Origin of the sequence: Eubacterium sp. AF17-7 (genome assembly GCF_003461285.1) — a bacterium.
Taxonomy (GTDB): domain Bacteria; phylum Bacillota; class Clostridia; order Lachnospirales; family Lachnospiraceae; genus Eubacterium_U; species Eubacterium_U album.
The window spans coordinates 139,541-166,283 of sequence record NZ_QTWU01000003.1 but is presented as its reverse complement, the minus strand read 5'-3'; the positions used below and the strand labels follow the sequence as shown (position 1 = coordinate 166,283).

Here is a 26,743-nt window from a genome sequence, read left to right as displayed (position 1 = left end):
GTTTTTAAAGCTTACAAATAAAGTCGTTTTTTTTATAAATAGTAAATCGCATTTAATTAAAATTAGCCGATATTAATTTGTCATTCTCTTTACTTTGTCAAATTCATCGTAAATTTCCTGCTCAGGTTCAGGAGTAAGTAAACTTACAACAACAATGAATAGTGAGGCGATAATAAATGCAGGTAATAATTCGTAAATATTCCATGAACCACCGATAGGTCTAACAAGAAATTTCCATACAAATACCATAATTCCACCTGAAATCATTCCGGCAATAGCACCATATTTATTTGAACGCTTCCAGAATAATGAGAATAAAACAACAGGACCAAATGTTGCACCAAATCCCGCCCATGCAAATGAAACAATCTGAAATACAGAACTGTTAGGATTACTTGCAAGGAAAACTGCAATTATTGAGATTGCAATAACTGAAATACGGGCAACAATAATGTTTGCTTTTGCAGATAATTTAATATTAAATACACCACCAATAAGATTTTCAGTAACACTTGATGAAGCAGCAAGTAACTGTGAATCAGATGTTGACATTGTTGATGCAAGTATTCCGGCAAGAATCAATCCTGCAACTATTGCAAATAAAAGTCCGTTATTGCTTAAATGGTGAGCAATCTGTACGATAATTGTTTCAGCTTCTGAGGAAGAACCAAAACTTGGAACAATTCCATTTATAGACATGCTGTATCCTATTATACCAATTGATACTGCAATAGCCATTGAAATAACAACCCAGATTGTTGCAATTCTTCTTGATAAAGTAAGTTTTCTTGAATCTTCAATAGCCATAAATCTCAATAAGATATGAGGCATACCAAAATATCCTAATCCCCAGGCAAGAGTAGATGCAATTGACAAGAATCCATAATTTGTTGCTGAATTTGTTGTTGCATCATATAAATGAGTTAAACTTAAATATCCTGATAAATCTTTTACATTTGAATATACAACATCCATTCCACCTACAGAATTAACTCCATAGAAAAGGACGATTGCAAGTGCTATGGACATAATAATACTCTGGATTAAGTCAGTTGTACTTGCAGCTAAGAAACCACCAAGTGAAGTGTAAGCTACAATAACGATAGCACTAAAAATCATGGCTGTCATATAATCAATTCCGAATAAACGGTTAAATAATTTTCCACAGGCAGCAAAACCTGAAGCTGTATATGGAACAAAGAAAATAATTATAATAGTTGCGGAAATAAATTTTAAAATATTTGAATTATCTCTGTATCTGTTTGCAAAGAAGTCAGGTAAAGTAATAGAATTCCTTGAAACATATGAGTAATGTCTGATTCTTTTAGCAACAATTAACCAGTTAACATATGTACCTATTGCAAGTCCGGCAGCTGTCCAAAAAGCATCAGCTACGCCTGTAAAGTAAGCAACTCCGGGCAATCCCATAAGTAACCAGCTGCTCATGTCAGAAGCTTCGGCACTCATTGCTGTAACAAAAGGACCAAGCTTTCTACCCCCAAGATAAAAGTCATGTGTTGTTCGGCTCTTTTTTGTATAGTAAAAACCTATACAAATCATTCCTAGCATATAGCCAATAATGGCAATAAGAATGCCAATTTCAGATGTAGTCATTTTTCCTCCTTACTGTTCAAAATTAGAACCACACGAATTAGACTAATATTCGTGCAAAAATAAATTTACTATAATTTGGTTTATTTCATTTGTTATTCGCTAGAAAATCAGAAATCTTAAGTAAAGTATAATCGTAAATTTTCATAAGCAATAAAAATGCCGTAAATAAACGCATATATTCTACTATTTTATGAAAAAAATAAGAAATTATCAACAAAAATCTACAAATAAGCAATTTTATAAACAAAATAAAGTGAATAATAAAATATTACAATGCAAATACTAATTATAGAAAAATTAATGAAATCGGGAGGAAATCAATATTATGGGAGAAATGATAGGAAAGCAAAGTGTTAAATTTGCGGAAGCCCCATATATTTTTGAGGGAGCATCTGTAGTTGGACCTAAAGAAGGAGAAGGCCCACTTGGAAAATTATTTGATGTGATTGAGCAGGATCCAATGCTTGGAAGTAAAAGCTGGGAAGAAGCAGAAAGTTTACTGCAAAAAGAAACCGTGCAAAAACTGTTGTTAAAATCAGGATTAAAAAAAGAGGATATAAGATATATTTTTGCAGGTGATTTGTTAGGACAGTTAATAGCAACCACATTTGGAATAATGGATTATGAAATCCCATTTATGGGACTATATGGTGCATGTTCAACTATGGGCGAAGGATTAAGTCTGGCAGCAATGATGGTTGCAGCAGGTTATGGAGAAAATGTAATAGCCATGGCGTCAAGTCATTTTGGAAGCGCAGAGAGACAATTTAGATTTCCATTAGAATATGGAAATCAAAGACCATTTTCGGCAACATGGACTGTTACAGGGTGCGGAGCGGCAATAGTTACAAAAAGAAAAGGATTTGCAAGAATTACAGGAGTAACAACGGGAAAGATAATTGACTATGGAGTGAAGGATGCCCAGAATATGGGGGCATGTATGGCTCCGGCGGCAGCAGATGTTATTTATAATCATTTAAATGATTTTGGAACCGCTCCTGATGATTATGACAAAATAATAACAGGTGATTTAGGATATGTAGGGCAGGCGATACTAATTGATTTGCTGAAACGAAAGGGAATAGATATTTCGAAAGTGCATATGGATTGTGGAATTGAAATGTTTGATAAAGAAAATCAGGATACTCATTCAGGAGGAAGTGGATGCGGATGTTCTGCGACAGTACTTACAAGTTATGTATTTAAACAACTGAAGAAAAAAGCGTGGAAGAAAATTTTATTTATCCCAACGGGTGCTTTGATGTCACCTATAAGCTTTAATCAGGGAAAGTCTGTTCCGGGAATTGCTCATCTTGTAGTGATTGAAAGTGTGTAATGATTTAGAAAATGAAATTGTAAAACGAAAATTAGGTTAGAAAGTGAGAAAAAATGATATTTTTAAAAAGTTTTTTAATAGGCGGAATAATTTGTGCATTAGTTCAGATTTTACTGGATAAAACAAAATTGTTACCGGGAAGGGTTATGGTTTTATTAGTAGTTTTAGGTACTATACTTGGTTTCTTTGGTTTATATCAGCCTTTAATTGATTGGGCAGGAGCAGGGGCAAGTGTACCTCTTATTGGATTTGGAAATAACTTATGGAAGGGAATGGCAGAACATATAGACAAGGATGGACTAATTGGAATATTTGAAGGAGGATTTACCGCAAGTGCCATTGGTATATCGGCAGCATTAATATTGAGCTATGTTGGTTCATGGTTCTTTAAATCAAAAATGCAATAGAAATAAATATATTTATGATTTATTTAATGTATAAAAAACATAAAATAAATGTTTATTTTATAAAGGAAAATGTTAATAAATTAACAAACAGACGGATAAAATGAGGTGCTGACTACATTAAAAAAAGTCAATACTTTTGATTATTAAGTTTAAACGTTGAAAATAAAGGATAGAACTTAATTTGTGCTTAAAATTATCAATCATTACTTAATTTATTAAATAAAGAACAGAAGAATAGTTGAAAAAATAAAGTCTATATAATATAATTGTAGTCATGTGAATGGCATCGGAAGATAAATTTTGACGCATTTACAAGGATTAAGTAAAAATATATTAAGGAGGACTACAAAATGTCATATGTAGACGAGGTATTAGCAAAGGTTAAAGAAAAGAATGCTAGTGAACCAGAATTTTTACAGGCAGTTGAAGAAGTATTAAATTCACTTAGACCTGTAATTGATGCAAACGAGGAAAAGTATAGAAGAGAAGCTTTACTTGAAAGAATTTGTGAACCGGAAAGACAGTTTAAGTTCAGAGTTCCTTGGGTTGATGATAAGGGACAGGTACAGGTTAACACAGGTTACAGAGTACAGTTTAACTCAGCTATTGGACCATACAAGGGTGGTTTAAGACTTCACCCATCAGTAAATATTGGTATTATTAAATTCTTAGGTTTCGAACAGATTTTCAAGAATTCACTTACAGGCCTTCCAATCGGTGGTGGTAAAGGTGGTTCTGATTTCGATCCTAAGGGAAAATCAGATAGAGAAGTTATGGCATTCTGCCAGAGCTTTATGACAGAACTTTGCAAGTATATCGGTGCTGACACTGACGTACCAGCAGGTGATATCGGAACAGGTGCAAGAGAAATCGGATACATGTTCGGTCAGTATAAGAGAATCCGTGGATTATACGAAGGTGTTCTTACAGGTAAGGGACTTACATACGGTGGTTCTTTAGCAAGAACAGAAGCTACAGGATACGGATTACTTTACTTAACACAGGAATTAATGAAAGACCATGGCGAAAGTATGGAAGGCAAGACAGTAGTTGTTTCAGGTGCTGGTAACGTTGCTATCTATGCTATTCAGAAAGCTCATCAGATGGGTGCTAAGGTTGTTACATGTTCAGATTCAACAGGTTGGATTTATGATCCTGAAGGAATCGATGTAGACCTTCTTAAAGAAGTTAAAGAAGTTAAGAGAGCAAGACTTACAGAATATGCTGCTGCAAGACCTTCAGCTGAATATCATGAAGGACGTGGAGTATGGCAGATTAAATGTGATATCGCTCTTCCATGCGCTACACAGAACGAATTACTTATCGATGATGCTAAACAGTTAGTAGCTAATGGATGTAAGGCAGTTTGTGAAGGCGCTAACATGCCTACAACAATTGATGCAACAGAATACTTACAGGAAAACGGAGTTTGGTTCGTTGGTGGTAAGGCTGCTAATGCAGGTGGTGTTGCTACATCAGCTCTTGAAATGTCACAGAACAGCGAAAGACTTTCATGGACATTTGAAGAAGTTGACGCTAAATTACAGACAATCATGGTTAACATTTACCATAACATTAGTGATGCAGCTAAGAGATACGGATTTGAAGGTAACTACGTAGTAGGTGCTAACATTGCCGGATTTGAAAAGGTTGCAGAAGCTATGGAAGCACAGGGTGTTTGCTAATTAGAAAACACATTATAATGCAATAATTGACGTTATAACGTCTTAACAGGGCTATCGTGTATGCGATAGCTCTTATTAAAATCAGTAAGAAAATTAATAAAATATATACAAAGATATTGTCCTAATGCGAATAAGATAATAAGACATTTTGATGTTAACGGAAAACATTGTCTGGCACCAATAATGGATGATAAAATATGGAAAAAGTTTAGAAAAGAAATATTAAAAAAATAAAAAAAACAAAGACTGTATTTTCGATAAATTTAATATTGCAGAGTAGATACGATAATATAATCGACATCTTTATTTACGGTATCGTAACAATATTAAGTGATAGCAAAAATGCAGTCTTTTAATATATTTTAATAATATCTGTTCATAGAAAAAATGTAGTGTTTTTAATATATTAGATTTTACTGTTTTTTCTTCTTAATATGAATTTCCGGTATAGCTGTATCATAGTTTACAGAAGGCTGATCCTTAGTGGCTTTTAAAGTATCATCCTGCTTGTGTGTATGAATCTCAGGGATAGCTAAATTATCAATAGAAAGATTAAAGTCGTGTTTTTTATTAAATTTTTTTGATTTCTTAAACTCCATAATTACCTCCAAATACTTTATAAATAAATTTACAATTTTGTTATGAGAGTGAAACGTATCTTAATTCATTGATATTTAAATTTTTATAGTTAAATTTTAATACTTTGTAATCTACAACAGGTTGATGAAAAATGTAATAACAAGACTGTTAATAAAGTCTGCAAATAAACTACCAACAAGCGGAATTAACAAATAGGCTTTTATTGAAGGTGCATATCTGTCGCATAGAGCCTGCATGTTTGCCATTGCATTTGGTGTAGCGCCCATACCGAATCCACATGTTCCCGCTGCAAGAACAGCAGCATCGTAATCCTTCCCCATAATATTGAATATAACAAAATATGTGAAAAGAAAAATTAAAATAACCTGTGCACCTAAAAGCATAACAAGTGGTAATGCCAAAGATGCTAATTGCCACAATTTAAGTGTAATCATGGCTATACCTAAGAATAATGAAAGACAAATACCACCAAGGTCATTTATTTCACCCATACATATATCAAATTGGCCTGAATATTCTCCAATATTTCTTATTAAAGCAGCTGCAATCATTGCTCCAATATAAATAGGAAATGTTAAGCCTGTTTTAGTTAACATCCATGAAAAAATAGTTCCTATACCAATAGCAAGAATCAACTGATATACTGCCATTGCATACATATTTGCATGTCTTTCATGCCTTTTTTCGTCTTCGATTAAAAGACTGTCATCTTCTGCAACAACTGTGTTCAAAAGATTTTTCTTCTCAATAAGACGACGACCAATAGGACCACCGATTAAACTTCCTGCAATTAAACCAAATGTTGCAGCAGCAGTACAAATGGTTGTAGCTCCGCTAATGTTAAAATCTTCAAGTACAGGACCAAATGCTCCGGCAGTTCCGTGACCTCCTACCATTGGAATTGAACCGGTACACATTCCTATAAGTGGGTCTAAGTCAAGAAAATGTGACATCCCAACAGCAAGAAAATTCTGAGAAACAATAAGCGTTATAACTAGTAATAGGAAAATAAAAAGAGATTTACCACCACTTTTTAAAACCTTTAAATTGGCTTGAAAACCAACTGATGTAAAGAAAAATACCATACACACTTCACGAAGGGTATCATCAAACGAAAATTCGATTAATCCCGTTGAATGACATATGCATGTAAATATGGCAAATAGCAAACCACCAATAACAGGGGCAGGAATGCAAAACTTTTCCAAAAAATAAATTTTATGCTTCAAAAACTGCCCGAGTATTAAAACGACTACTGCGATGGCAAGTGTCTGATACATATCTAATTGTATATCCATAAAACTCCTTTCCTTAGACAAATTTATTCAGATTTTACTTTTATGTTGTGCTTTTTATAATATTTTACTGCACCTGGATGAAACGGAATGGAAATACCTTTAACGGCAGAAGTTTCATCGAGCTGTAAATTCACAGGAATGGAATATTGAAGATCCGCTGAATGTTCAAATAAAAATTCTGTTAAAGATTCTACAACGATGTCAGACAATTCGTTACTAGCAAGTAAAACAGCTTGAACAGCTACTGTTTTTATTTCTTCAGTTTGTCCGGTATAAGTATTCGCCGGAATTGTATAGTCAACATAAGTATCGTAAGCAGATTCAAGTTTTTTAGAACATGAATCGCTAATGCTTAAAAATTTAATAGGACATTGTTGCGCTAATTCTTCTATTATTGTTGTGCGCAATCCTGCAGTACAGAAAAATGCATCAATTTCACCTGATTGTAATTTGCCGGCGGCAGTAGTATAGTCATAATTTAAAGTGTCTACTAGTTTGTCTGATAAGCCGTTAAGTTGTAAAATTAAATTAGCAGTCTGCTCAGTACCTGAATCACTTTCACCGATGCTGACTTTTTTACCTAGTAAATCATCGATTGAATTTATGCCTGAATCATTGTGAACAACAATCTGGCAGGCTTCAGGGTATAATGCTGCGATTGCCTTGTAACCAGAACACTGGGTACTGACAAATATTCCGGTTCCGTTATAGGCATCATTAATTAAATCAGCCTGAGCAATTCCCATTTCAATATAATTTTTAGATAATAATCGTATGTTTGCTGCTGAACCGGCAGTAGATTTTACTTCAAAGTTAAACTTATCGTTTTCTTTAGAAGCAAGTTCCGTGAACGCATTTCCAAAAGTATAATACATTCCACCAATACCGGCAGAGCCAAAGCGAATTTTTTCATTTTTAATGCCACAGCCGGATAACATAAGTGTTGTGAGGCTAAGTAAAATACATAAAAATTTTTTCAAATTAAGATTCTCCTTTACGTAAATTTAGGACATACCTGATTAATAGTTTACAATAAAATAAAGTTAAATGGAATGAAAAAATAAGAAATAGGAAGAAAAAATAAAAAACAGGATAAAAAGAAAAGTACACATATGCGCTATTTTAATCAAATATCTTGACCAAAGTAGTAAAATGAAATATACTATATTAATACGCAAAATATGCCGTTGAAAAGAATAATTTTTGATTGATATATATATAACTTTAACGTAGAACAACAGGTACATATAATGTACCTGTTGTTCTACGTTTAGGAAAAGTTAGTTGCTGAAAACAAATATAATATGAGTCTAATTTTGATAAGTGTTAAATAATATTAAAAGAGTGCAGATATAGATGCTTAAGAAATAAATATTAGTTGTTGGTAAAAAGCATATCATTTTATAAAAGCAATATCATAATATTAGATGAAAAAATTTTTTTTAGAGGGAATAGAAAATGGTTACAGCATTGGCTAAAATTTTTTTGAAAGACGTAAAGATGAATGATTCTCAAGGAAGAAAAGCATATGGCACATTGTGTAGTGTAGTTGGAATTTTTTTAAACATATGTTTATTTGTTGGAAAATATTTTGCAGGAGTGTTAACGGGTGCAATTTCAATTACAGCAGATGCATTTAACAATTTGTCAGATGCAGGTTCATCAATAATAACATTAGTAGGCTTTTGGTTTGCAGGAAAGAAACCTGATACAGAGCATCCGTTTGGACATGGGAGATTTGAATATGTATCAGGAATGGCAGTTTCCTGCCTGATAATATTAATGGGACTTGAACTGGCAAAGAGTTCTGTTGATAAAATTATTCATCCACAGGAATTAGAATCTAGTATTTTGGCTATAACAATATTACTTATATCTATTTGTGTAAAATTGTATATGGCATTTTACAATACGGGTATAGGAAAGCAAATAGATTCAGTAACAATGAAAGCAACAGCAATAGACAGCTTAAGTGATTCCGTGGCTACAACAGTAGTATTAATATGTGTACTTGTTAATATGAAGTTTGGAATAAATATAGATGGTATATGCGGACTTTTAGTAGCAATTTTGATTATATATGCAGGAATTGGTGCGTTTAAGGATACGATATCTCCGCTTTTAGGTAAAATACCAGAGCCTGAACTTGTGGACAAAATTCATGATATTGTAATGAAACATGAATTAGTATACGGAATTCATGATTTGGTTGTTCATGATTATGGCCCGGGTAGAATGATGATTTCACTGCACACAGAAGTTCCCGGAAATGAAAATGTATATAAATTACATGACATGATAGACAATATTGAATCTGAACTACAGGAAAAGATAGGATGTGAGGCAGTAATTCACATGGATCCGATTGAAGTTGATAATCAGGTGGTTACAGATACAAGAAGTAAAGTTGAAAACATAGTTAAAAGTATAGATGAACATATGTCCATACATGATTTTAGAATGATAACAGGAGATACACATACAAATCTTATATTTGATGTTGTTGTTCCATTTTGTGTAGAAAAGAAACATGATGAAATAAAAAATAATATTGAAGAGAAGATAAGTGAACTTGATGATAAATATAGAGTTGTGATGAAAATAGAAGAAGATTATATTGGAAATTAACAAATCTGTATCAAAAGTAAAGTAAAATAGTTTGAAATAAAAATGGGAAGATATTCTATATAGAAAATGTGTATTAATATAAAAAATAAGAGAATATGTAATAATATATATTAAAATATTAGAAACATATTTGCAAAACAGAATTAAATGTGTTACCATTTAAAGCCGACGTCAAAAAGTAAAAGTGTCTTTGTGATGTTTTTATTTTTTGACGTTTTTTGCTTTTTATAACAGAGAAAATTTATATTTATAAAAGTCTATTTTTTATAAAATTAATATTGAGAAAGGAAAAGTAAGGATGAAGTTTAAGGAATTAAATATATCAGATGAAATAAAGAAAGCAGTAAAAGATTTAGGATATGAAGAAGCAACTCCAATACAGGAAAAAAGCATTCCGGCAATTATGGAAGGAAAAGATGTAATAGGATTTAGCCAGACGGGAAGTGGAAAGACTGCTTCATTTGGAATACCGGCGATAGAACTTGTAGAGATGACAATGAACAAAAAATTAAATCAGGTTCTTATACTATGCCCAACAAGAGAATTAGCATTGCAGGCAGCAGAAGAATTAAGAAAATTTGCAAAATACATAAAAGGATTAAATGTAGTATCTATATTCGGAGGGCAGAACATAGAAAGACAGTTTAAACATTTGCGTGAAGGAAGTCATATTGTAGTTGGAACACCGGGAAGAGTTATGGACCATATCCGCAGAAAAAGCCTTAAATTAGAACAGTTAAAGATGGTCGTGTTAGATGAAGCGGATGAAATGCTTAATATGGGATTCAGAGAAGATATTGAAACTATATTAAAGGCTACACCTGATGACAGACAGACAATTCTGTTTTCAGCTACAATGCCAAAGGAAATATTAGATATTACAAATAATTATCAGAAAAATCCTGAATTAATTAAAATAAAAAATAAGCAAATGACTGTAGACAGTATCGAACAAAGATTTTATCTTGTAGATAAAAATAAAAAGAAAAGTGCTACAGCATTGCTGCTTAGATATTACAGACCAAAACTTGCAATTATTTTTTGTAATACGAAGAGAATGGTTGATGAGTTGGTAGATTTCCTTGGAAAAAATAAATTTTTAGCACAGGGGTTACATGGTGATGTAAAACAGCAACAGCGAACAAATGTAATGAACCAGTTTAAGAAAGGTACATTTAATATTCTTGTTGCAACAGATGTGGCAGCAAGAGGAATTGATGTTAACAATCTTGATATTGTAATTAATTATGATTTACCTGAAGATAATGAATATTATGTTCATAGAATCGGAAGAACCGGAAGAGCAGGAAATGAAGGAAAATCATTTACATTAATAGATGGAAGAAGACAACTAGAAGATTTACGATACATTGAAAGATATGCTAAATGTGAAATTATTGAAAGTAAACTTCCGACAGTTGATGAAATAAAAACTCAGGATTATCAGCGAAACATTAACAGATTAAAGAAATTTATGGATAAGCACAATAGTTCAAATCAAAAAGAAATTGTTGAAATGTTAATTGAAGAAGGATATTCTTTGGAAAAAATTACTTTAGCATTAATGGATATGATGAATAGAAAAAATAATGATTATAGCGGCTTATCAGATGTTAAACCACTTGTAATTGTACGAAAAGAAAGAAAAAATAATGGTATAGGTAGAAAAAATAAAGCAGTAAAGAACAGACGTACAGAAAATGGGAAACAAACAGAGAAAGGAAGAAAGAACATATATAATAGAAAAAATAGTGAAGCAGAAAAGAAGAAATATAATGGTAAAAATAATGAATCAGATAAAAAAAGAAGAAAAAAGGGATTTGTAGAATCCGAAAATAGTAGCAGAAAATTTACAGAAAAAAAGAATAAAAAATCTGAAACAAACAAAAAAAAAAAATAAACAAAAATAACGTAAAAATTTTGTAAAATAATTTATGGAAAATCTAAAGCATAAAGGCTACAAATGTTGACATAACAACCTAAAAGGAGTAACATTAATAAGTGATAATAGAATAAATGACCGAAGTAAAAATGCTGTTAGAATGAGAAATTTATGTTTCGCACTGATAGCATTTTATTTTATAAAAATTATGAATTAATACGAAAATTTCAGATTTGATTAGATATAAATTGCAACGTAAAAATAATTTGTAAGGAGGTAAATTTGCAAGCTAAACAATCCGGAATGTAATTAAAGGAGAAAAATTGAAATTAGAGAATAGTAAAAATAGTCATTTAGGACGAATGATGGGGAGTTTATCATTAGGGGTGATGATATTTGCTGTTGCTCTAGCAGTATTGATGAATATACAGACGACGAGAAAGAGAGTTTCGGAACAAACTGCACAGTATATAAAGATAAGTACCATGCAGAATGAACAGATAATAGACCGTCTGTTAGTTGATGCAAAGGAAAGTATTAAATCAATAGGTAAATTATTTGGACAAATTATTGATGAGAACGGAAATGTAACAGCACATGATATAGAATCACTTAATCAGAATGTGAGCTTTGAAAGTTTAATTTATGTAAATAAGTATGGAATTGGAATTGATCAGGATAATAAAGAATACACATTTGCAAATGTAATAGCGTATTATGATGCGTTAAAAGGTGATACGGTTATAGCATTAAATCCATTAGGTAATTCTGATATGCAAAACAGAATATGCTTCTTTGCCCCAGTAGAGAAGGACGGAGAGATAGCGGGAGTATTAGTAGGAAATTTTGATGATGCAACATTAAAGAAATTTATGAATACAAAACTGTTTGGTTATACTTCAACAGCGTTTATTTGTAGTGAATCAGGAGAAATAGTTGCAAATTCAGTAGGTATTTTACAAAGAACAACATTAACAAGTTACCTTAAAGAACACAATCTGATGGATGATAATGGTATAGCGGAATTAAGAAACAGCTTAAAGAACAAAAATCAATATGCATTTGAAATACATGGTAAAAATTATGAATCAAGTGCATATATGATGAGGCTTGAAAACAGTGGTCTTATTTTAGTTCAGGCATTCCCTGTTGAGGCTACGAATAAACTGAATGCAACTGCCAATAAGGATAGTTGGAGACTTGTAACTATTTTAGCGGTATTTTTCATTATTTATTTAATAGGAACGGTTGTGTTTAATGTAAAAAAACAACGTAATATAATGAATGAAAAAGAATCTGTTGAGAATATTGTAACTGCAATAACGCAGATGTTTGATAGATTTATTTTAGTAGATTTAGATGAAGATAAATACGAATATATAATAGAAGATGAAAATAAAAAGCTACCCGGAATCGGATTTGAAGGTAGTTATGGCGATATCCTTCAGAATATATTTAGCAAATGTTTTAAAAATGATGAAAAGCATACATCAGTAGATACGATGTTGCAAAGAGAAAAACTTATAGAACAATTAGATTTTGGAAAAGATAGTTTTAGCCTTGAATATTCAGAAGAATTTGATACAGATAATGAATTTAGATGGACAAATCTGGCTGTTCTTTGTGTAGAAAGAAGAAGAGGTGTACCTACAAAGGTATTAATGGCATCTCAGGACGAAACGGAACTAAAGAAAAAAGAAGTCCGTGATCAGGAAGCACTTAGAGAAGCGTATCAGGCAGCAGAAAATGCAAGTAATGCAAAAAGTGATTTCTTATCAAAAATGTCTCATGATATAAGAACTCCTATGAACGCCATTATTGGAATGACGGCTCTTGCAGGAAGTTATATAGATGATAAAGACAGAATGTTAGAATGCTTAAAGAAGATTACTTCTTCAAGCAAACTTTTGCTTGGATTAATCAATGAAGTTTTGGATATGTCCAGAATTGAATCAGGTAATATTAAACTTGTGGATGAAGATATTGAGTTATCAGTATTGCTTGAAGACGTCCTTGAATTGGTAAAGGGCGATGTGAAAAATAAGAATCTTGATTTGAATGTGTCGATAGAAAATATGAAGCATGAAAAGGTTATAGGCGACAGTATTCGAATACAGAAGATATTTACCAATATTATAAGCAATTCAATTAAGTATACTCCAAATGGAGGAAAAATTAGTATTACGGTAAATGAAAAACCTACACATAGCAAGTCAACGTCCTGTTTTGAATTTATATTTGAAGACACAGGAATTGGTATGTCTAAAGAATTTGTGAAGAAAATATTTGTCCCATTCGAGAGGGCAGAAGACAGCCGAATTGATAAGATTCAGGGTACCGGTTTAGGAATGGCTATTGTTAATAACATAATTCACATGATGGGTGGAGAAATTCAGGTCGAAAGTGAAATAAACAAAGGTTCCAGGTTTACCGTTACAATGGTTCTAAAGTTACAGGATGATAAAGAGGAAACAGATAAGGAATTAATAAACTTAAAGGTTTTAGTTGTTGACGATGAAAAAGTTGTATGTGATTCAACGTGCAAAGTTTTAAATTCTATTGGAATGAACAGCGAAGGTGTTACAACAGGAAAAGAAGCCGTTACAAGAGTTGTTGAAGAACATGAAAAGAATGATGATTTTTATGCAGCTATAATTGACTGGAATATGCCGGAAATGAACGGAATAGAAACAACAAAAGAGATAAGAAAAGCTGTTGGAAAAGATGTTCCGATAATAATTATGTCGGCATATGACTGGAGCGATATAGAAGAAGAAGCAAAAGCAGCCGGTGTTAATGCATTCATTTCTAAACCGTTGTTTAAGTCAAGGCTTACGACGACATTTAAGCAATTGCTTAATAATAATCAGGAAGAAGAGAATCCGCTATCTGTACTTAAGAATGAAGACTATAGTAATCGTAGAGCACTTGTAGTTGAAGACAATGAACTTAATGCAGAGATTATGAGAGAAATGCTTAATATGACTGGAATCAAAGTAGACCGTGCAGAAAATGGTAAAGTTGCAGTTGAAAAATTGGAAAGCGAACCTGAGAATTATTACGATATTGTGTTCATGGATATACAGATGCCGATTATGAATGGATATCAGGCTGCAGAAGCAATTCGACAAATGGATCAGAGAAAAGATGTTCATACAATTCCAATTATAGCAGTAACAGCGAATGCGTTTGTGGAAGATATTCTTACAGCAAAAGCAGCAGGAATGAATGAACATATAGCTAAACCTGTAGATATAAAAGAATTAGATGAGATACTACAAAAATGGCTGTAGATTAGCTTATAAGAAAAATTAAATACGGTTTATAGTATCATTTAATACATAAAAATGCGTAGTGTAAATTGAAACACTACGCATTTTTATTTGTATATTGTAAGACAAAGTTTATAAACTTAATTTTCAAATAAAACATTGTTTTATTTGTGGTTCTTTGTTTATTATTCTTTAGCACCATTAGAACCGGAAGAGCCATCATTTGAGCTACCGGAACCGTCTTTAGCATCATCAGAACCTGACGAATCAGAAGAACCACTTGAAACTGAAGTCTTTCTGTCAGCAGCATTGTCAGCAGCATTTGCCGAGCCAACTGTTACAGTCCCTGAGGTTGTTGCTTCTGTAGATGATTCGTTAGTAGTCTTTTTAGGAGTACCATAATGATAACTACATTTATTTGTTGGTGCAGTATCCTTTGAAAAATACTCTGTATAAGTATGAGGACATACGCCTTCGATTGCTAATGCACCTGATGATGAACAAAGAGTAACTTCTTCAACATCATCACTCATTTCAAAATCCTTAATTTTATAGCCCTTAACCTGATCAATTTGGCTCATAATTTTTGACCATAATCTTTCATGATATGCTTGATCGGAACCAAGCTCCTTGTTTTCATCATATCCTGTCCAAATTGATGCAGTAAGATATGGTGTATATCCGCAGAACCATAAGTCGTAAGCACTTGAAGTTGTACCTGTTTTACCTGAAACAGGCATTCCGTCTGTAAGCGCACATGCTTTACCTGTACCTTCAGTAATAACACTTGTCATTCCCTGAGTTAAAAGTGAAGCAGTAGATGACTTAAGAACTGTATGTGTAGTAGGAGTAGTATTGTCTAATAATATTCTTCCGTTACTATCAACTACTTTTGAATAAAATACAGGTCTTGTATAAGTTCCCTGATTTGCGATTGTTGCATATGCAGCAGTTATTTCCAAATTAGTAATACCATCAGTAATACCACCAAGTGCTAAAGGCTGTTGAATATCAGAAACAACTGAACCGTCTTTTTCAGTTCTGTTTTGAACTAATGTTGTAAAACCAAAATTTAATAAATAATCAAAGCCAAGTTGCGGTGTAATTTCTGTAAGTGTTTTTACGGCACATACATTCATGGAATCAGCTATAGCCTTTCTGACTGTAACAGTACCACGGTAACCGCTATACCAGTTTTTAACAGGACGTCCATTAGAATAATTAAAAGGTTCATCCTTTATTTTAGTAGTTAAAGTATATCCCATTGTATCAATTGCCGGTGCATAGGTTGATAAAACTTTAAATGTTGAACCCGGCTGTCTTGTTGATTGAGTAGCACGGTCAAGACCTAAACTAACCTTCTTAGAACCTCTTCCACCAACAATAGCTTTAACGTATCCTGTATATTGGTCCATAACTGTGAATGAAGCCTGAGGTTGAGGAGTGTAATATAAAGTTTCATATTCAACATCATCATCAGCTAATCCATCAGGATATAAATATTTTTTATATTGTTTTACACATTCTTTTGCAGCTTCTTTTGTTGAAAAAATTAATTTAAAAGAAGATTCGTTCAAAAGAACTTTGTGATAATAATTGATGTAACTTTCTGAATAGTTTTCAGTTGTTCCATCAGCGTGCTGAATTGTCCATGCCCAGTTAATGGAATAAGAAACTGTATTGGGATAGTTTTCAGCGTTTGATAATTCTTTATTGCAAATTTTTTGGATTTTTGAATCCTGAGTAGTGTAAATTTTTAAACCACCACTATATACGGCGTTATAAGCCTGAGTATAAGTATAACCTTTTTGTTCCTGTAAATCGCTCATAACCTGAGAAACCACTTCATCAACAAAGTAAGAGTAAACATTGTTGCTCTGAGTAATCTGATTATCTACAGACTGAATACGACTGTATACATCATCTTTCATAGCCTCATTATATTCATCTTTAGTTATATGACTGGCATCTAGCATATTTTTTAGAATTTTCTTCCTACGTTTAGCGTTAGCCTTCGGGTGATATATAGGGTTGTAAGCAGCCGGATTCTGTGTGATTCCGGCAATTACGGCACATTCTGATAAAGTTAAATCACTGACATCTTTATCAAAATATCTATGGGAAGCAGCCTGAACTCCTAATGTATTAGAACCAAGATTGATTGTATTCAAATATGTTTCAAGGATAGTTTCTTTTTTAGTAACTTTTTCAAGTTGAATTGCAAGATACTGTTCCTGAAGTTTACGTTTGACCTGATCACCTAAAGTTTCCTCTGAAGTCCAATCAGTAAAAACATTATTCTTTAAAACCTGTTGTGTAATAGTGCTTGCACCTTCGGAAGGGTTTAAAGTTGTAATTGCTACAACAACAGCTCGTCCGATACCCTGAATATCAATACCGTTATGTTCATAAAAACGGGCATCCTCAGTATCGATAAAAGCCCATTTTAAATTATCAGGTACCTGATCAATTGAAACCTTTATTCTGTTAGAACCGGAAGTGACAAGTTTTGCAATTTCCTTTTCTTTATTATTATAAACAGTTGTTGAATAAGAAGAAGGTACAATTGATACATCTTGAATATCAGGTGCAGCATCAATAATTCCACGAACAATACCAAAAACAAGGGCACATCCCGTTATACATATTAAAAGCAAAATGTATAATAAAATCTTGAAAAATACCACTAAACTCTTTTTTGAAAGACGTTGACCGGTTGAAACAAGATTCTTTTGTTTAGATATTGTTTCTCTATAACCATAGTTCATAAATAATCCTCCTATCCGCTACATTATAGCAAAAGTATATATTTTTATAAAGTAAAAAAGAAAAATATAAGACAAAATTCATAAATTTATCGAGAACAATGTTGAAATATAAAATATTACCTATTAAAATATACCTAAATAATTTAGAAAAACACCAAATCCTTTTTGAGACGGATGGCATATTTAATTAAAAAACGCTCGCGCTGCTTGACACTCGTAGCGGTTTTAAACCTCCATCTCATATTTTCCTTAGGACTTATGTTCCTAAGAAAAATATAGCTGTCGCTTTGAACCGACGGCGTCAAATGCATTTTATTTAAATATGCCATCCGTCTCAATTTAGATTTGGTGTATTTTTAAAAATTTTATGGGAGTATTTTAATGAGTGAATATAAAATAGTTGCAAAACCGGGAGTTGGTGAGTTTGTAGATAAAAAATCCAGGTTTATAGCGCATGTATATGCAATAGATTCGGAAGAGCAGGCTCAAGGATATATAGAAGAATTAAAGAAAAAATACTGGGATGCAAGACATAATTGTTACGGATATGTAATTGGTAAAAATAATGAAACACAGAGGTTCTCAGATGATGGGGAACCAAGTGGTACAGCTGGAAAACCAATACTGGAAGTTATAAAAGGAAATGATATTCATAATGTTTTAATTGTTGTAACAAGATATTTCGGAGGAACTCTACTTGGAACGGGTGGTTTAATAAGAGCTTATACAAAATCTTCTCAGGATGGAATTGAAAATGCTTCTATTGTATGCAAAATTCAGGGAATAAGAACAAAAATAGAAACTGATTACAATGGCATTGGAAAGATTCAATATATTGCTGCAAGCATGGGAATAAAAAACATGGATACAATTTACACTGAAAAAGTCATAATTGATATCACGGTTAAGAAGGAAGATTATGACGGATTTGAAAAGAAAGTTGTAGAAGCGACAAATGGAAAAGCAGTATTTGGAGAAAAAGAAGAAGCGGAATTTGTTGTGGAATAATAATAGACAGAATAATAATAGGCAGATGTAAAAATTATTGAAAACGATGTTTCTATGTGGTAAAATGAACATTTGTGATACAATAAACAAAGATTTATTTAAGTAGGAAAGAGAAAAAATGATTAGAGAAGATGTAAGAAACATAGCTATTATAGCTCACGTTGACCACGGTAAAACAACTTTAGTAGATGAATTGTTAAAGCAGAGTGGTGTTTTTAGAGAAAATCAGGAAGTAGCAGAAAGAGTAATGGACTCAAATGATATTGAAAGAGAAAGAGGTATTACAATTCTTTCAAAAAATACTGCTGTAACATATAAGGATACAAAAATTAATATTATTGATACACCTGGACATGCTGACTTTGGTGGAGAAGTAGAACGTGTACTTAAGATGGTAAACGGTGTTGTTCTTGTTGTAGATGCATTTGAAGGCGCAATGCCACAGACAAGATTTGTTCTTCAGAAAGCGTTAGAACTTCAGCTTCCTGTTATCGTATGTATAAATAAGATTGACAGACCAGAAGCAAGACCTTTAGAAGTAATAGATGAAGTATTAGAATTATTTATAGAATTAGATGCAAATGAAGAACAGTTAGACTGCCCATTTGTATTTGCTTCAGCAAAACAGGGATTTGCAACATTAGATTTAGATAAGCAGACAACAGATATGAAAGACTTATTTGATACTATCGTTGATTATATTCCTGCACCACAGGGCGATCCTGATGCAGATACACAGGTATTAATCAGCACAATTGATTACAATGAATATGTTGGTAGAATCGGTGTTGGTAAGATTGATAACGGTACTTTAAAGATTAATCAGGATGTAGCTTTAGTCAACCATCATGAACCGGACAAAATGGAAAAGGTTAAGATTACAAAGTTATATGAATTTGACGGATTAAATAAAGTAGAAGTTAAGGAAGCAACAGTAGGTTCAATTGTTGCTATAGCTGGAATTACAGACCTTCATATCGGAGATACACTTTGCTCATTGGATAATCCTGTAGCAATTCCTTTCCAGAAGATTTCAGAACCTACAATTTCTATGCATTTTATGGTAAATGATAGTCCACTTGCAGGTCAGGAAGGTAAATTTGTTACTTCAAGACATTTAAGAGACAGATTGTTTAGAGAATTAAATACAGACGTAAGTCTAAGAGTAGAAGAAACAGAATCAACAGACTCTTTCAAAGTATCGGGAAGAGGAGAACTTCATCTTTCAGTATTAATCGAAAATATGAGAAGAGAAGGATATGAATTTGCAGTAAGTAAAGCTGAAGTTATTTATAAAGAAGATGAAAGAGGTAAGAAATTAGAGCCTATGGAAATCTGCTATATTGATGTGCCTGAAGAATTTGCAGGAACAATCATTCAGAGATTAAGTGACCGTAAAGGCGAACTTCAGGGGATGGCTCCAACAAATGGTGGCTATACAAGATTGGAATTTTCAATTCCTTCAAGAGGATTAATTGGTTACAGAGGTCAGTTTATGACTGATACAAAAGGTAACGGAATTATGAATACAGTATTTGACGGATATGGTCCATACAAGGGAGATGTTCAGTATAGAAAACAAGGCTCATTAATTGCATTTGAAGCAGGTGAAGCTATTACTTATGGATTATTCAACGCTCAGGAAAGAGGAACATTATTTATCGGACCTGGTGAAAAAGTTTATGCAGGTATGATAGTTGGTCAAACAGGAAAAGCAGAAGATATCGAAGTTAACGTATGTAAGACAAAACATTTGTCAAATACAAGAACATCAAGTTCAGATGAAGCTTTAAGACTTGTACCAAAGAAAGTATTAAGCTTAGAGCAGTCACTTGAATATATTGATACTGATGAACTTTTAGAGATTACACCTGAAAGTCTTAGAATTAGAAAGAAAATTCTTGACCCAACAATGAGAAAGAGAGCGCAAAGAAATAAATAAAATTATAATTTGCAAATCAATAAGAAACGATTACCTATGATTTATGTCATGAGTAATCGTTTTATTATTTTTGTGAAAATAAAGTGAAAGGCATAGTTTGGCTTCAGTTTATTAATTTTGAAGAAATCACGCTATGAAACAGAAATAAAATTAAAAAGTAGAAACAGAAATAAAATTAAAAAAGTAGTTGATTTTTATTTGGAAATATAATAAAATCAATTTGGCTATAAATGATTTGTAACATTACACGATATTAAGTGTAAAGGGGTACAAACCAATGAATTATGAGAATTTTGTTAAGAAAATTCACGGGGAATTTGAAATGCTTGCTGAAAGAAAAGGTCTTTCAGGCAGAGTTGTTATTAGGGACATAGTAAAGAATAACAATGTACATCTAAAATCTATAAGTGTTGTTAATGATGAAAATCGGGCAACGCCAACAATCTATTTGGAATCTTACTATGAAGAATTTTGTCAGGGAAAGGATATTTCGGATATAGCGAATGAGATATTTGAAATGTATATTATGAATTCCTGTGGACTAAATTTTAGTATGGAAGATTTTATGAACTATTCCTATATAAAGAATAAAATAGCATATAAAGTAATTAATTACGATATGAACAGAGAGATGCTTAAGACTGTTCCACATTTACATATTTTAGATTTGGCAATTGTGTTTAATATTGTGATAGAAGAAGATGCGTATAATTCAGCTACTGCGATGATTAAGAAAGAACATTTAGATATGTGGCAAGTCAGCAAAAAAGAAATTGAAGAAGTAGCGTTAACTAATACACCTGAATTAATGCCTCCGGTTATAATGAGAATGGAAGATTTACTTGCTGAGATGATTATTAATGATATTTCGATGCAATGGGATGATGAGGATGAACAGGAACAATGGGATTTTGTTAAAGAAGATTGTGCTTATGGTGGACATCCGAAAGAAAAAGTGTCAGAATATGTACGTGAAGAAATTGAAAAAATGAAATATGATGATAAGATTGATATGTATGTTCTGACAAATGAAAAAAGAATTAATGGTGCAGGAACGATGTTTTATGATGGATTACTTAAGAAGTTTGCGGATAAAATAGAAAAAGATTTAATAATAATTCCAAGTTCTGTTCATGAAGTAATATTGATACCAAAAGATAATGAAATTTCAGATGAAGAAATAAATGAGATGATTGGTGAAGTTAATGAAAATGAATTAGAAACAGTTGAAATTTTATCAAATCATATGTATTTATACTGCAGAAGAGACGACAGAATATACATGTAAAATAAAAAAGGACAACAGTTAATTTGACAACGGTTGTCCTTTTTATGGTATAAAATAAATAAACTATCTATATTCTAAATTATCTAATTCACGCTGAAGTGCATACATATTATTTCTTGCTTCGTCAATTTTAGCTGTATATTGATTGAAAAATTCAACCTCTTCTTCATCTGGATCGCGCTGCTCGAGAATAGCCTGTACTATCGCAGACTGTGAACGTGAACGTTTAGATTCAAGTAGAGTGATTTCATCTTTACATTTTTTAATACCTTTACGTAATTTTGATTTCTTAAACATAGTCCATTCTCCTTTATAAATAGTTTACATTGTAAACTAAAATATTAATTAAATCCTAGCAAAACCTCTTTTTAAATTGTATCAAATTAAAAGGCATAATGCAATAAATATATGGCTCTTTGTCAAGAGTGGGGGTAAAAAGATTTTTGACACAGTTGTGAACTATTGTTCACAACTGTGTTTTCTCTTTTAAGCAGAAGTCATAAGGATTCTATTCCTAAAGTTCTCGAAATTTCTATATCCATAAGCATTTCGTTTAATTACTTTAATCTTATTGTTTGTTCCTTCCGTAAACCCATTTGAATATGAACAATCGAAAGAATTGAGTATGTATTTAGCCCAGTTGGATAACATTGTTAATGTCGCATTAAATTCTTCTAACTCGCTTGCCTGTGCTGCTAATATAAATTTCCTAAGTTTCTTATAAGCTTCATTTTTGTCTTTTGATTCCATAAAATCATAAAACTGCTCTTTTAAATAATAAGCCACAGCCAGATCATGAGATTGCGTGAGCATTACTTCTAAGGCCTGTTTGTTTTCGCTGTTAAGCATCCAATAATGAGATAACAGTATTCGCCGGCTTCTCTTAAAATACTTACGCTTTGAAGGATGCATATCCTTTTGAATACGTTTTCTTACATTTTCTAAAGCCCAGGTAATATATCTGACCACATGAAACCTGTCAATGACTATGTTTGCATTAGGAAAATAAGTTTCTGCAATGTCTCGATAAACATAGTTCATATCTATAATAAAATATCGTACATCTTTTCTGTTTTGAAATTCTAATAGATAATCCTTCAGTTTATATTGAGTTCTTGAAGGAAGAATATCAAATATTTTATGATTTTTCGGATCAGTTAGTATTGCCTGAAACTTCTCACCGCCTGCGTTACCTTTGAACTCATCAATGGATAAAACCTGTGGGAGAACAGAAGGTTTAGGATATTTAATATCTTCTATTCTTCTAAAAATGGTAGAAGGCGATATTCCAACCTGTCGGGCTACGGCGGAAACATTTTGCACCGCCTTAAGCATGTTTATTGCAAGAAAATTTAGTCTGGTTGTAATTCTGCAATGTTTAGGAAGTAAAGCAAAGTTTTCGTTAAAATGTTTGCCACAGCAATCACAGTGATATCTTCTTTTTGAGTAATGAAGATACGTGTTTTTACCCATTATTGGTGCATCTTTTATAATTGAAGGACGATAGTCATGAACTTTATTTGTCACTGCACCACAACATGGACAAACGTGATCACGACGTTCAATTTTAAAGTAAATATGCATTTCTTCTGGAGATGATTCAACATTTGTTATAATTAAGTCTTTTATTTCTAGGATATTTGATATAAAATCATTGTTAGGCATAGGCAATCTCCTTTCGGTTATTTTGTGGTGATTTAATTATAAAGGTTATAGGTTCCTGTGCCTACTTTTTTTACTTAAAACTTAAAAAGGTTCTAAACCTTACCCCCCAAGTAAAGTTTAGAGCCTTTATTTTGCTTTTTATAACTGAAAATAGTGAAAAACAATGGAAAATTATCGAATTATGGATAATAATAATTGAGTTAAATGTGAATTTGTAAAAAACGCGCCTAACAGGAGTCGAACCTGCGTTACCGCCTCCGGAGGGCGGCGCTCTATCCACTAAGCTATAGGCGCATAAAAATATAATACAGGAATCTTAAGAAAATATCAAATATTTTTGTTGTATAATAAATAGTGTCGTATTGAATTTGGAGAAATAATTTGATATAGTTTAAGGAGGTTTTGTTTAAAATAATATAGAAATATTTAAATAAAATTATGTATTGGACAATGAGTATTGGAAAACGACAACAGGAAGTCGATAGAAATACAAAGATAATACAAGGAGCATTTAATAATGGGCTTTAAAAGTAATGGAATAAATGATTTTGATATAGAAGCATTAAAAAGAGAACAGGAAGAAAAGAAGAGATTAGCTAAGCTTGAAGAAGAAAGAGCAGCAGCTGAGAAGAAAAGACTTGAAGAAGAAGCTTTAAAACAGCAGGAATTACAGAAGCAGGAAGAACAGGCAATTTCTAATGACACAGAAGTTGTTGAACTTCAGGATACACCTGACGGATTAACAATGATGGGTGAAGATGGCAATGAAATTTCAATAGATAAAGAACAGAATGGTAATCCGGTAGATGTATCAACAGATATAACAGAAGATACAGTATCTGAATCACAGACATCAGATACAGTTATAAATGATACAGAAAGCGAAGATGAAATTAAGTCGGAAGAGGCTACGCTTGAAACGTTAGATAATGCATATTTAGATGAAGTGATGAAACAGCAGCCGGAGGAAGAAGAACCTCAGGATGAAGTAAGTAGATTGTTAAAGCAGATTTATGCTGATGAAGAAGCTGCCAAAAAGGCAAAGAAAGCCAAAGAGGAAAAAGAAGAAAAAGAAAAGAAACAAAAAGGAAAAAAGAAGAAAAAGAAAAAAAGTGCTAAGAATAATAAACAAAAAGCCGGATATAGTCATTCAATATATGGAGAAAATGATGATGATGACTACGATGATGACGATAAAGGTATTAGCCGATTTATTCCTGTAATAGGAATTGTTGTGGTAGTTATAGCGGTAATTGCACTTATAGCAGTTGGAATTAACGCAACAAATTATAAGAAAAATGACGAACCTGAAACAACATCATATGATCAGGCAAGCAATCCATTACAGGAAGATTCATATGAAGATATCTCTGATGTTGTAAAACTTTACTATCAGGCAAAGGCAGCAGGTGATGTTAATGCGTTAGCACAATATGTAGACAATATGGATGGTATTACTGAGGATAGCTTAGCAGAAGAATCATCTTATATAACAGGATATTCAGATATAACATGCTACACAAAGAATGGATTATATGCTAACACATATGTAGTATTTGTAAGATATTCATTACAGATTAAGAATATTGCAACTCCTGCACCTGGAATCTCTATACTATATGTAATCAGAGATGATGAAACGGGAAATATTTATATTCATAATGGAGTTACAGACAAAGAAGTTCTTGATTATATTAGTATGATTTCTCAGGATGATGATGTTGTAGCATTGTATACGGAAGTTAATAATTCATTAAATGATGCATTGAATGCAGATGGAGATTTAAAGAATTTCTACGATGCACTTGCAACTCAGAACAATGCAAATCAGAGTACAAATGATGGAGCAGCTCAGTAGCATTTGAAAATTAGAAACTTTAGAGATATATAAAGAGAGAACAAAATGAATAATATATGCTATATAGTTGGTGCCGGAGATAATACCGGCACCAATTTTACAAAAAAAGAAAATGATTATGTAATAGCAGTGGATGGCGGATATAAGATTGTTAAAAAATTAGGAATTAGTCCTGATTTGACATTAGGAGATTTTGATTCATTAGGTTATGTTCCTGATGAATTAAATATAAAGACTTTTCAAGTAGAAAAAGATTATACAGATACAATGATTGCCGTTATGGAAGCTATTAAGCTAGGATATACAGATATTAGAATTTACGGTGGTACAGGTGGAAGAGCTGACCATACATTTGCAAATATACAGACTTTGCTTTATGGTGCAAAAAAAGGTGCAGATATGCGTATGGTAGATAGCGATAGAGTTTACAACGTAATAAATGATTCTAAAATCATATTAAAAAATAGAATTTGCGTAAATCTGTCCATTTTTGCTTTAGGTGATAAAGCGGAAGGAGTTTCTATTTTAGGAGCAAAGTATGAACTTAAAGATGGAACTTTGACAAATGATTATCCACTTGCAGTAAGCAATACATTTGTGGGAAATGATGTAAGTATTGAAGTGAAAAAAGGTGCACTTTTAATTATTTATGACCGTTAAAATATTGGTGATAAGATAGATGTAGAAAAATGTAAATAGCGTTGGGAATAATCCCGGCGTTTTTCATTATAAAGGAACATGATATGGATAATAAAAAGAAAGAAGTAAAAGACGAACACGAATTAATAAGGTTAAATAAATTTTTAAGTGATGCAGGAGTATGTTCAAGAAGAGAAGGGGACAGACTTATTGAAGCAGGTAAAGTAGTTGTTAATGGTAAAGTCGCATTAATGGGACAAAAAGTGACTATAAATGACGATATTGTTGTAAATGGACAAAGGGTTTCAAGAGAAGACGAAAGAATACTTATAGCACTTAATAAGCCTGTTGGAATAGAATGTACAACAGATTTGAATAATAAAGATAATATTGTTGATTTTGTAAATTATTCAAAGCGAATTTATCCTGTGGGACGTTTGGATAAAAATTCACAGGGATTAATATTAATGACAAATGACGGCTCGTTAGTTAATAGCATTTTAAAAGCGTCTAATGGACATGAAAAAGAATATCACGTGTGGACAGATAAGCAGATAACAGATGAATTCGTTGAAAAGATGAGTAGTGGAGTTGAAATATTAGATACGGTTACAAGACCTTGTAAAGTAGTCAGATTAAAGAAAAATATGTTTTCAATAGTTCTTACACAAGGGCTTAACAGACAGATTAGAAGAATGTGTGAGGCATTAGGTTATAGGGTTGTAAAATTAAAGCGCATCCGTATAATGAACATCGAGTTAGGAAATCTTCCAATTGGAAGTTATAGAGATGTGACAAAAGAAGAATTTGAAACAATGGCAGAAAGTTTTAGAAAATAAAAATTATAAATAAT

General features: G+C 32.3%; 19 protein-coding genes and 1 tRNA gene. 12 read left to right on the top strand and 8 right to left on the bottom strand.

The window, feature by feature from the left end:
• Positions 1 to 72: 72 nt before the first annotated feature.
• A complete protein-coding gene (gene putP, locus DWW96_RS05720) occupies positions 73 to 1,614 on the bottom strand; it encodes a sodium/proline symporter PutP (protein ID WP_117909673.1) in 1,542 nt (513 codons plus the stop codon).
• Between the two features lie 325 nt (positions 1,615 to 1,939).
• Between putP and spoVAD the strand changes: the two genes are divergently transcribed.
• From spoVAD to gdhA, 3 genes are all read left to right on the top strand, one after another.
• Positions 1,940 to 2,950 carry a stage V sporulation protein AD gene (spoVAD, locus tag DWW96_RS05715; protein WP_022088329.1) on the top strand — a complete coding sequence of 337 codons (1,011 nt, stop codon included), beginning with the start codon at positions 1,940 to 1,942 and terminating at the stop codon, positions 2,948 to 2,950.
• A 53-nt stretch (positions 2,951 to 3,003) separates the two neighbouring features.
• Positions 3,004 to 3,357, top strand: a complete 354-nt coding sequence (locus DWW96_RS05710) for a SpoVA/SpoVAEb family sporulation membrane protein (RefSeq protein ID WP_022088330.1) — start codon at positions 3,004 to 3,006, stop codon at positions 3,355 to 3,357.
• A gap of 350 nt (positions 3,358 to 3,707) precedes the next feature.
• Positions 3,708 to 5,042: an NADP-specific glutamate dehydrogenase gene (gene gdhA / locus DWW96_RS05705; protein ID WP_117909671.1), complete on the top strand. Its 1,335-nt coding sequence runs from the start codon at positions 3,708 to 3,710 to the stop codon at positions 5,040 to 5,042.
• A gap of 413 nt (positions 5,043 to 5,455) precedes the next feature.
• Here the strand turns inward: gdhA and DWW96_RS05700 are convergent, their stop codons facing one another.
• The 3 genes from DWW96_RS05700 to DWW96_RS05690 form a co-directional block, all read right to left on the bottom strand.
• A complete protein-coding gene (locus DWW96_RS05700) occupies positions 5,456 to 5,641 on the bottom strand; it encodes a hypothetical protein (protein WP_022088332.1) in 186 nt (61 codons plus the stop codon).
• Between the two features lie 111 nt (positions 5,642 to 5,752).
• Positions 5,753 to 6,940 (bottom strand): sodium/glutamate symporter, encoded by a 1,188-nt coding sequence (gltS, locus tag DWW96_RS05695; RefSeq protein ID WP_117909669.1) that lies wholly within the window; start codon positions 6,938 to 6,940, stop codon positions 5,753 to 5,755.
• A gap of 23 nt (positions 6,941 to 6,963) precedes the next feature.
• Positions 6,964 to 7,920: a TAXI family TRAP transporter solute-binding subunit gene (locus tag DWW96_RS05690; protein WP_243003025.1), complete on the bottom strand. Its 957-nt coding sequence runs from the start codon at positions 7,918 to 7,920 to the stop codon at positions 6,964 to 6,966.
• 478 nt (positions 7,921 to 8,398) lie between these two features.
• On the opposite strand from DWW96_RS05690, the gene DWW96_RS05685 reads away from it, so the two are divergent.
• The 3 genes from DWW96_RS05685 to DWW96_RS05675 all read left to right on the top strand — a co-directional run bounded on the left by DWW96_RS05685 (position 8,399) and on the right by DWW96_RS05675 (position 14,743).
• Positions 8,399 to 9,568 carry a cation diffusion facilitator family transporter gene (locus DWW96_RS05685; RefSeq protein ID WP_117909667.1) on the top strand — a complete coding sequence of 390 codons (1,170 nt, stop codon included), beginning with the start codon at positions 8,399 to 8,401 and terminating at the stop codon, positions 9,566 to 9,568.
• 298 nt (positions 9,569 to 9,866) lie between these two features.
• Positions 9,867 to 11,468: a DEAD/DEAH box helicase gene (locus tag DWW96_RS05680; protein WP_117909665.1), complete on the top strand. Its 1,602-nt coding sequence runs from the start codon at positions 9,867 to 9,869 to the stop codon at positions 11,466 to 11,468.
• A 305-nt stretch (positions 11,469 to 11,773) separates the two neighbouring features.
• Positions 11,774 to 14,743: a hybrid sensor histidine kinase/response regulator gene (locus tag DWW96_RS05675; RefSeq protein WP_117909663.1), complete on the top strand. Its 2,970-nt coding sequence runs from the start codon at positions 11,774 to 11,776 to the stop codon at positions 14,741 to 14,743.
• A gap of 164 nt (positions 14,744 to 14,907) precedes the next feature.
• Here DWW96_RS05675 and DWW96_RS05670 read toward each other — a convergent pair whose 3' ends face one another.
• Positions 14,908 to 17,490 carry a transglycosylase domain-containing protein gene (locus tag DWW96_RS05670; RefSeq protein WP_022088338.1) on the bottom strand — a complete coding sequence of 861 codons (2,583 nt, stop codon included), beginning with the start codon at positions 17,488 to 17,490 and terminating at the stop codon, positions 14,908 to 14,910.
• A gap of 381 nt (positions 17,491 to 17,871) precedes the next feature.
• Here DWW96_RS05670 and DWW96_RS05665 point away from each other — a divergent pair, with 381 nt between their 5' ends.
• From DWW96_RS05665 to DWW96_RS05655, 3 genes are all read left to right on the top strand, one after another.
• Complete coding sequence (locus tag DWW96_RS05665; protein WP_243003024.1) at positions 17,872 to 18,498, top strand: YigZ family protein; 627 nt, start codon at positions 17,872 to 17,874, stop codon at positions 18,496 to 18,498.
• Positions 18,499 to 18,616: 118 nt separating this feature from the next.
• Positions 18,617 to 20,440 (top strand): translational GTPase TypA, encoded by a 1,824-nt coding sequence (gene typA, locus DWW96_RS05660; protein WP_117909659.1) that lies wholly within the window; start codon positions 18,617 to 18,619, stop codon positions 20,438 to 20,440.
• A gap of 277 nt (positions 20,441 to 20,717) precedes the next feature.
• A complete protein-coding gene (locus tag DWW96_RS05655; RefSeq protein ID WP_117909657.1) occupies positions 20,718 to 21,728 on the top strand; it encodes a DUF5688 family protein in 1,011 nt (336 codons plus the stop codon).
• A gap of 63 nt (positions 21,729 to 21,791) precedes the next feature.
• On the opposite strand, the gene DWW96_RS05650 is transcribed toward DWW96_RS05655, so the two are convergent.
• The 3 genes from DWW96_RS05650 to DWW96_RS05640 form a co-directional block, all read right to left on the bottom strand.
• On the bottom strand, positions 21,792 to 22,025 hold the full coding sequence (locus DWW96_RS05650; RefSeq protein ID WP_117909655.1) for a hypothetical protein: 234 nt from the start codon (positions 22,023 to 22,025) through the stop codon (positions 21,792 to 21,794).
• A 189-nt stretch (positions 22,026 to 22,214) separates the two neighbouring features.
• A complete protein-coding gene (locus tag DWW96_RS05645) occupies positions 22,215 to 23,393 on the bottom strand; it encodes an ISL3 family transposase (RefSeq protein WP_117909653.1) in 1,179 nt (392 codons plus the stop codon).
• A gap of 222 nt (positions 23,394 to 23,615) precedes the next feature.
• Positions 23,616 to 23,687, bottom strand: a tRNA-Arg gene (locus DWW96_RS05640).
• Between the two features lie 223 nt (positions 23,688 to 23,910).
• On the opposite strand from DWW96_RS05640, the gene DWW96_RS05635 reads away from it, so the two are divergent.
• The 3 genes from DWW96_RS05635 to DWW96_RS05625 all read left to right on the top strand — a co-directional run bounded on the left by DWW96_RS05635 (position 23,911) and on the right by DWW96_RS05625 (position 26,729).
• Complete coding sequence (locus DWW96_RS05635) at positions 23,911 to 25,251, top strand: hypothetical protein (protein ID WP_117909651.1); 1,341 nt, start codon at positions 23,911 to 23,913, stop codon at positions 25,249 to 25,251.
• A 45-nt stretch (positions 25,252 to 25,296) separates the two neighbouring features.
• The gene (locus DWW96_RS05630; protein WP_117909650.1) at positions 25,297 to 25,911 is read left to right on the top strand and encodes a thiamine diphosphokinase; all 615 of its coding nucleotides are present in this window, start codon (positions 25,297 to 25,299) and stop codon (positions 25,909 to 25,911) included.
• A gap of 83 nt (positions 25,912 to 25,994) precedes the next feature.
• Positions 25,995 to 26,729 (top strand): pseudouridine synthase, encoded by a 735-nt coding sequence (locus DWW96_RS05625; RefSeq protein WP_117909648.1) that lies wholly within the window; start codon positions 25,995 to 25,997, stop codon positions 26,727 to 26,729.
• Positions 26,730 to 26,743 lie beyond the last annotated feature (14 nt).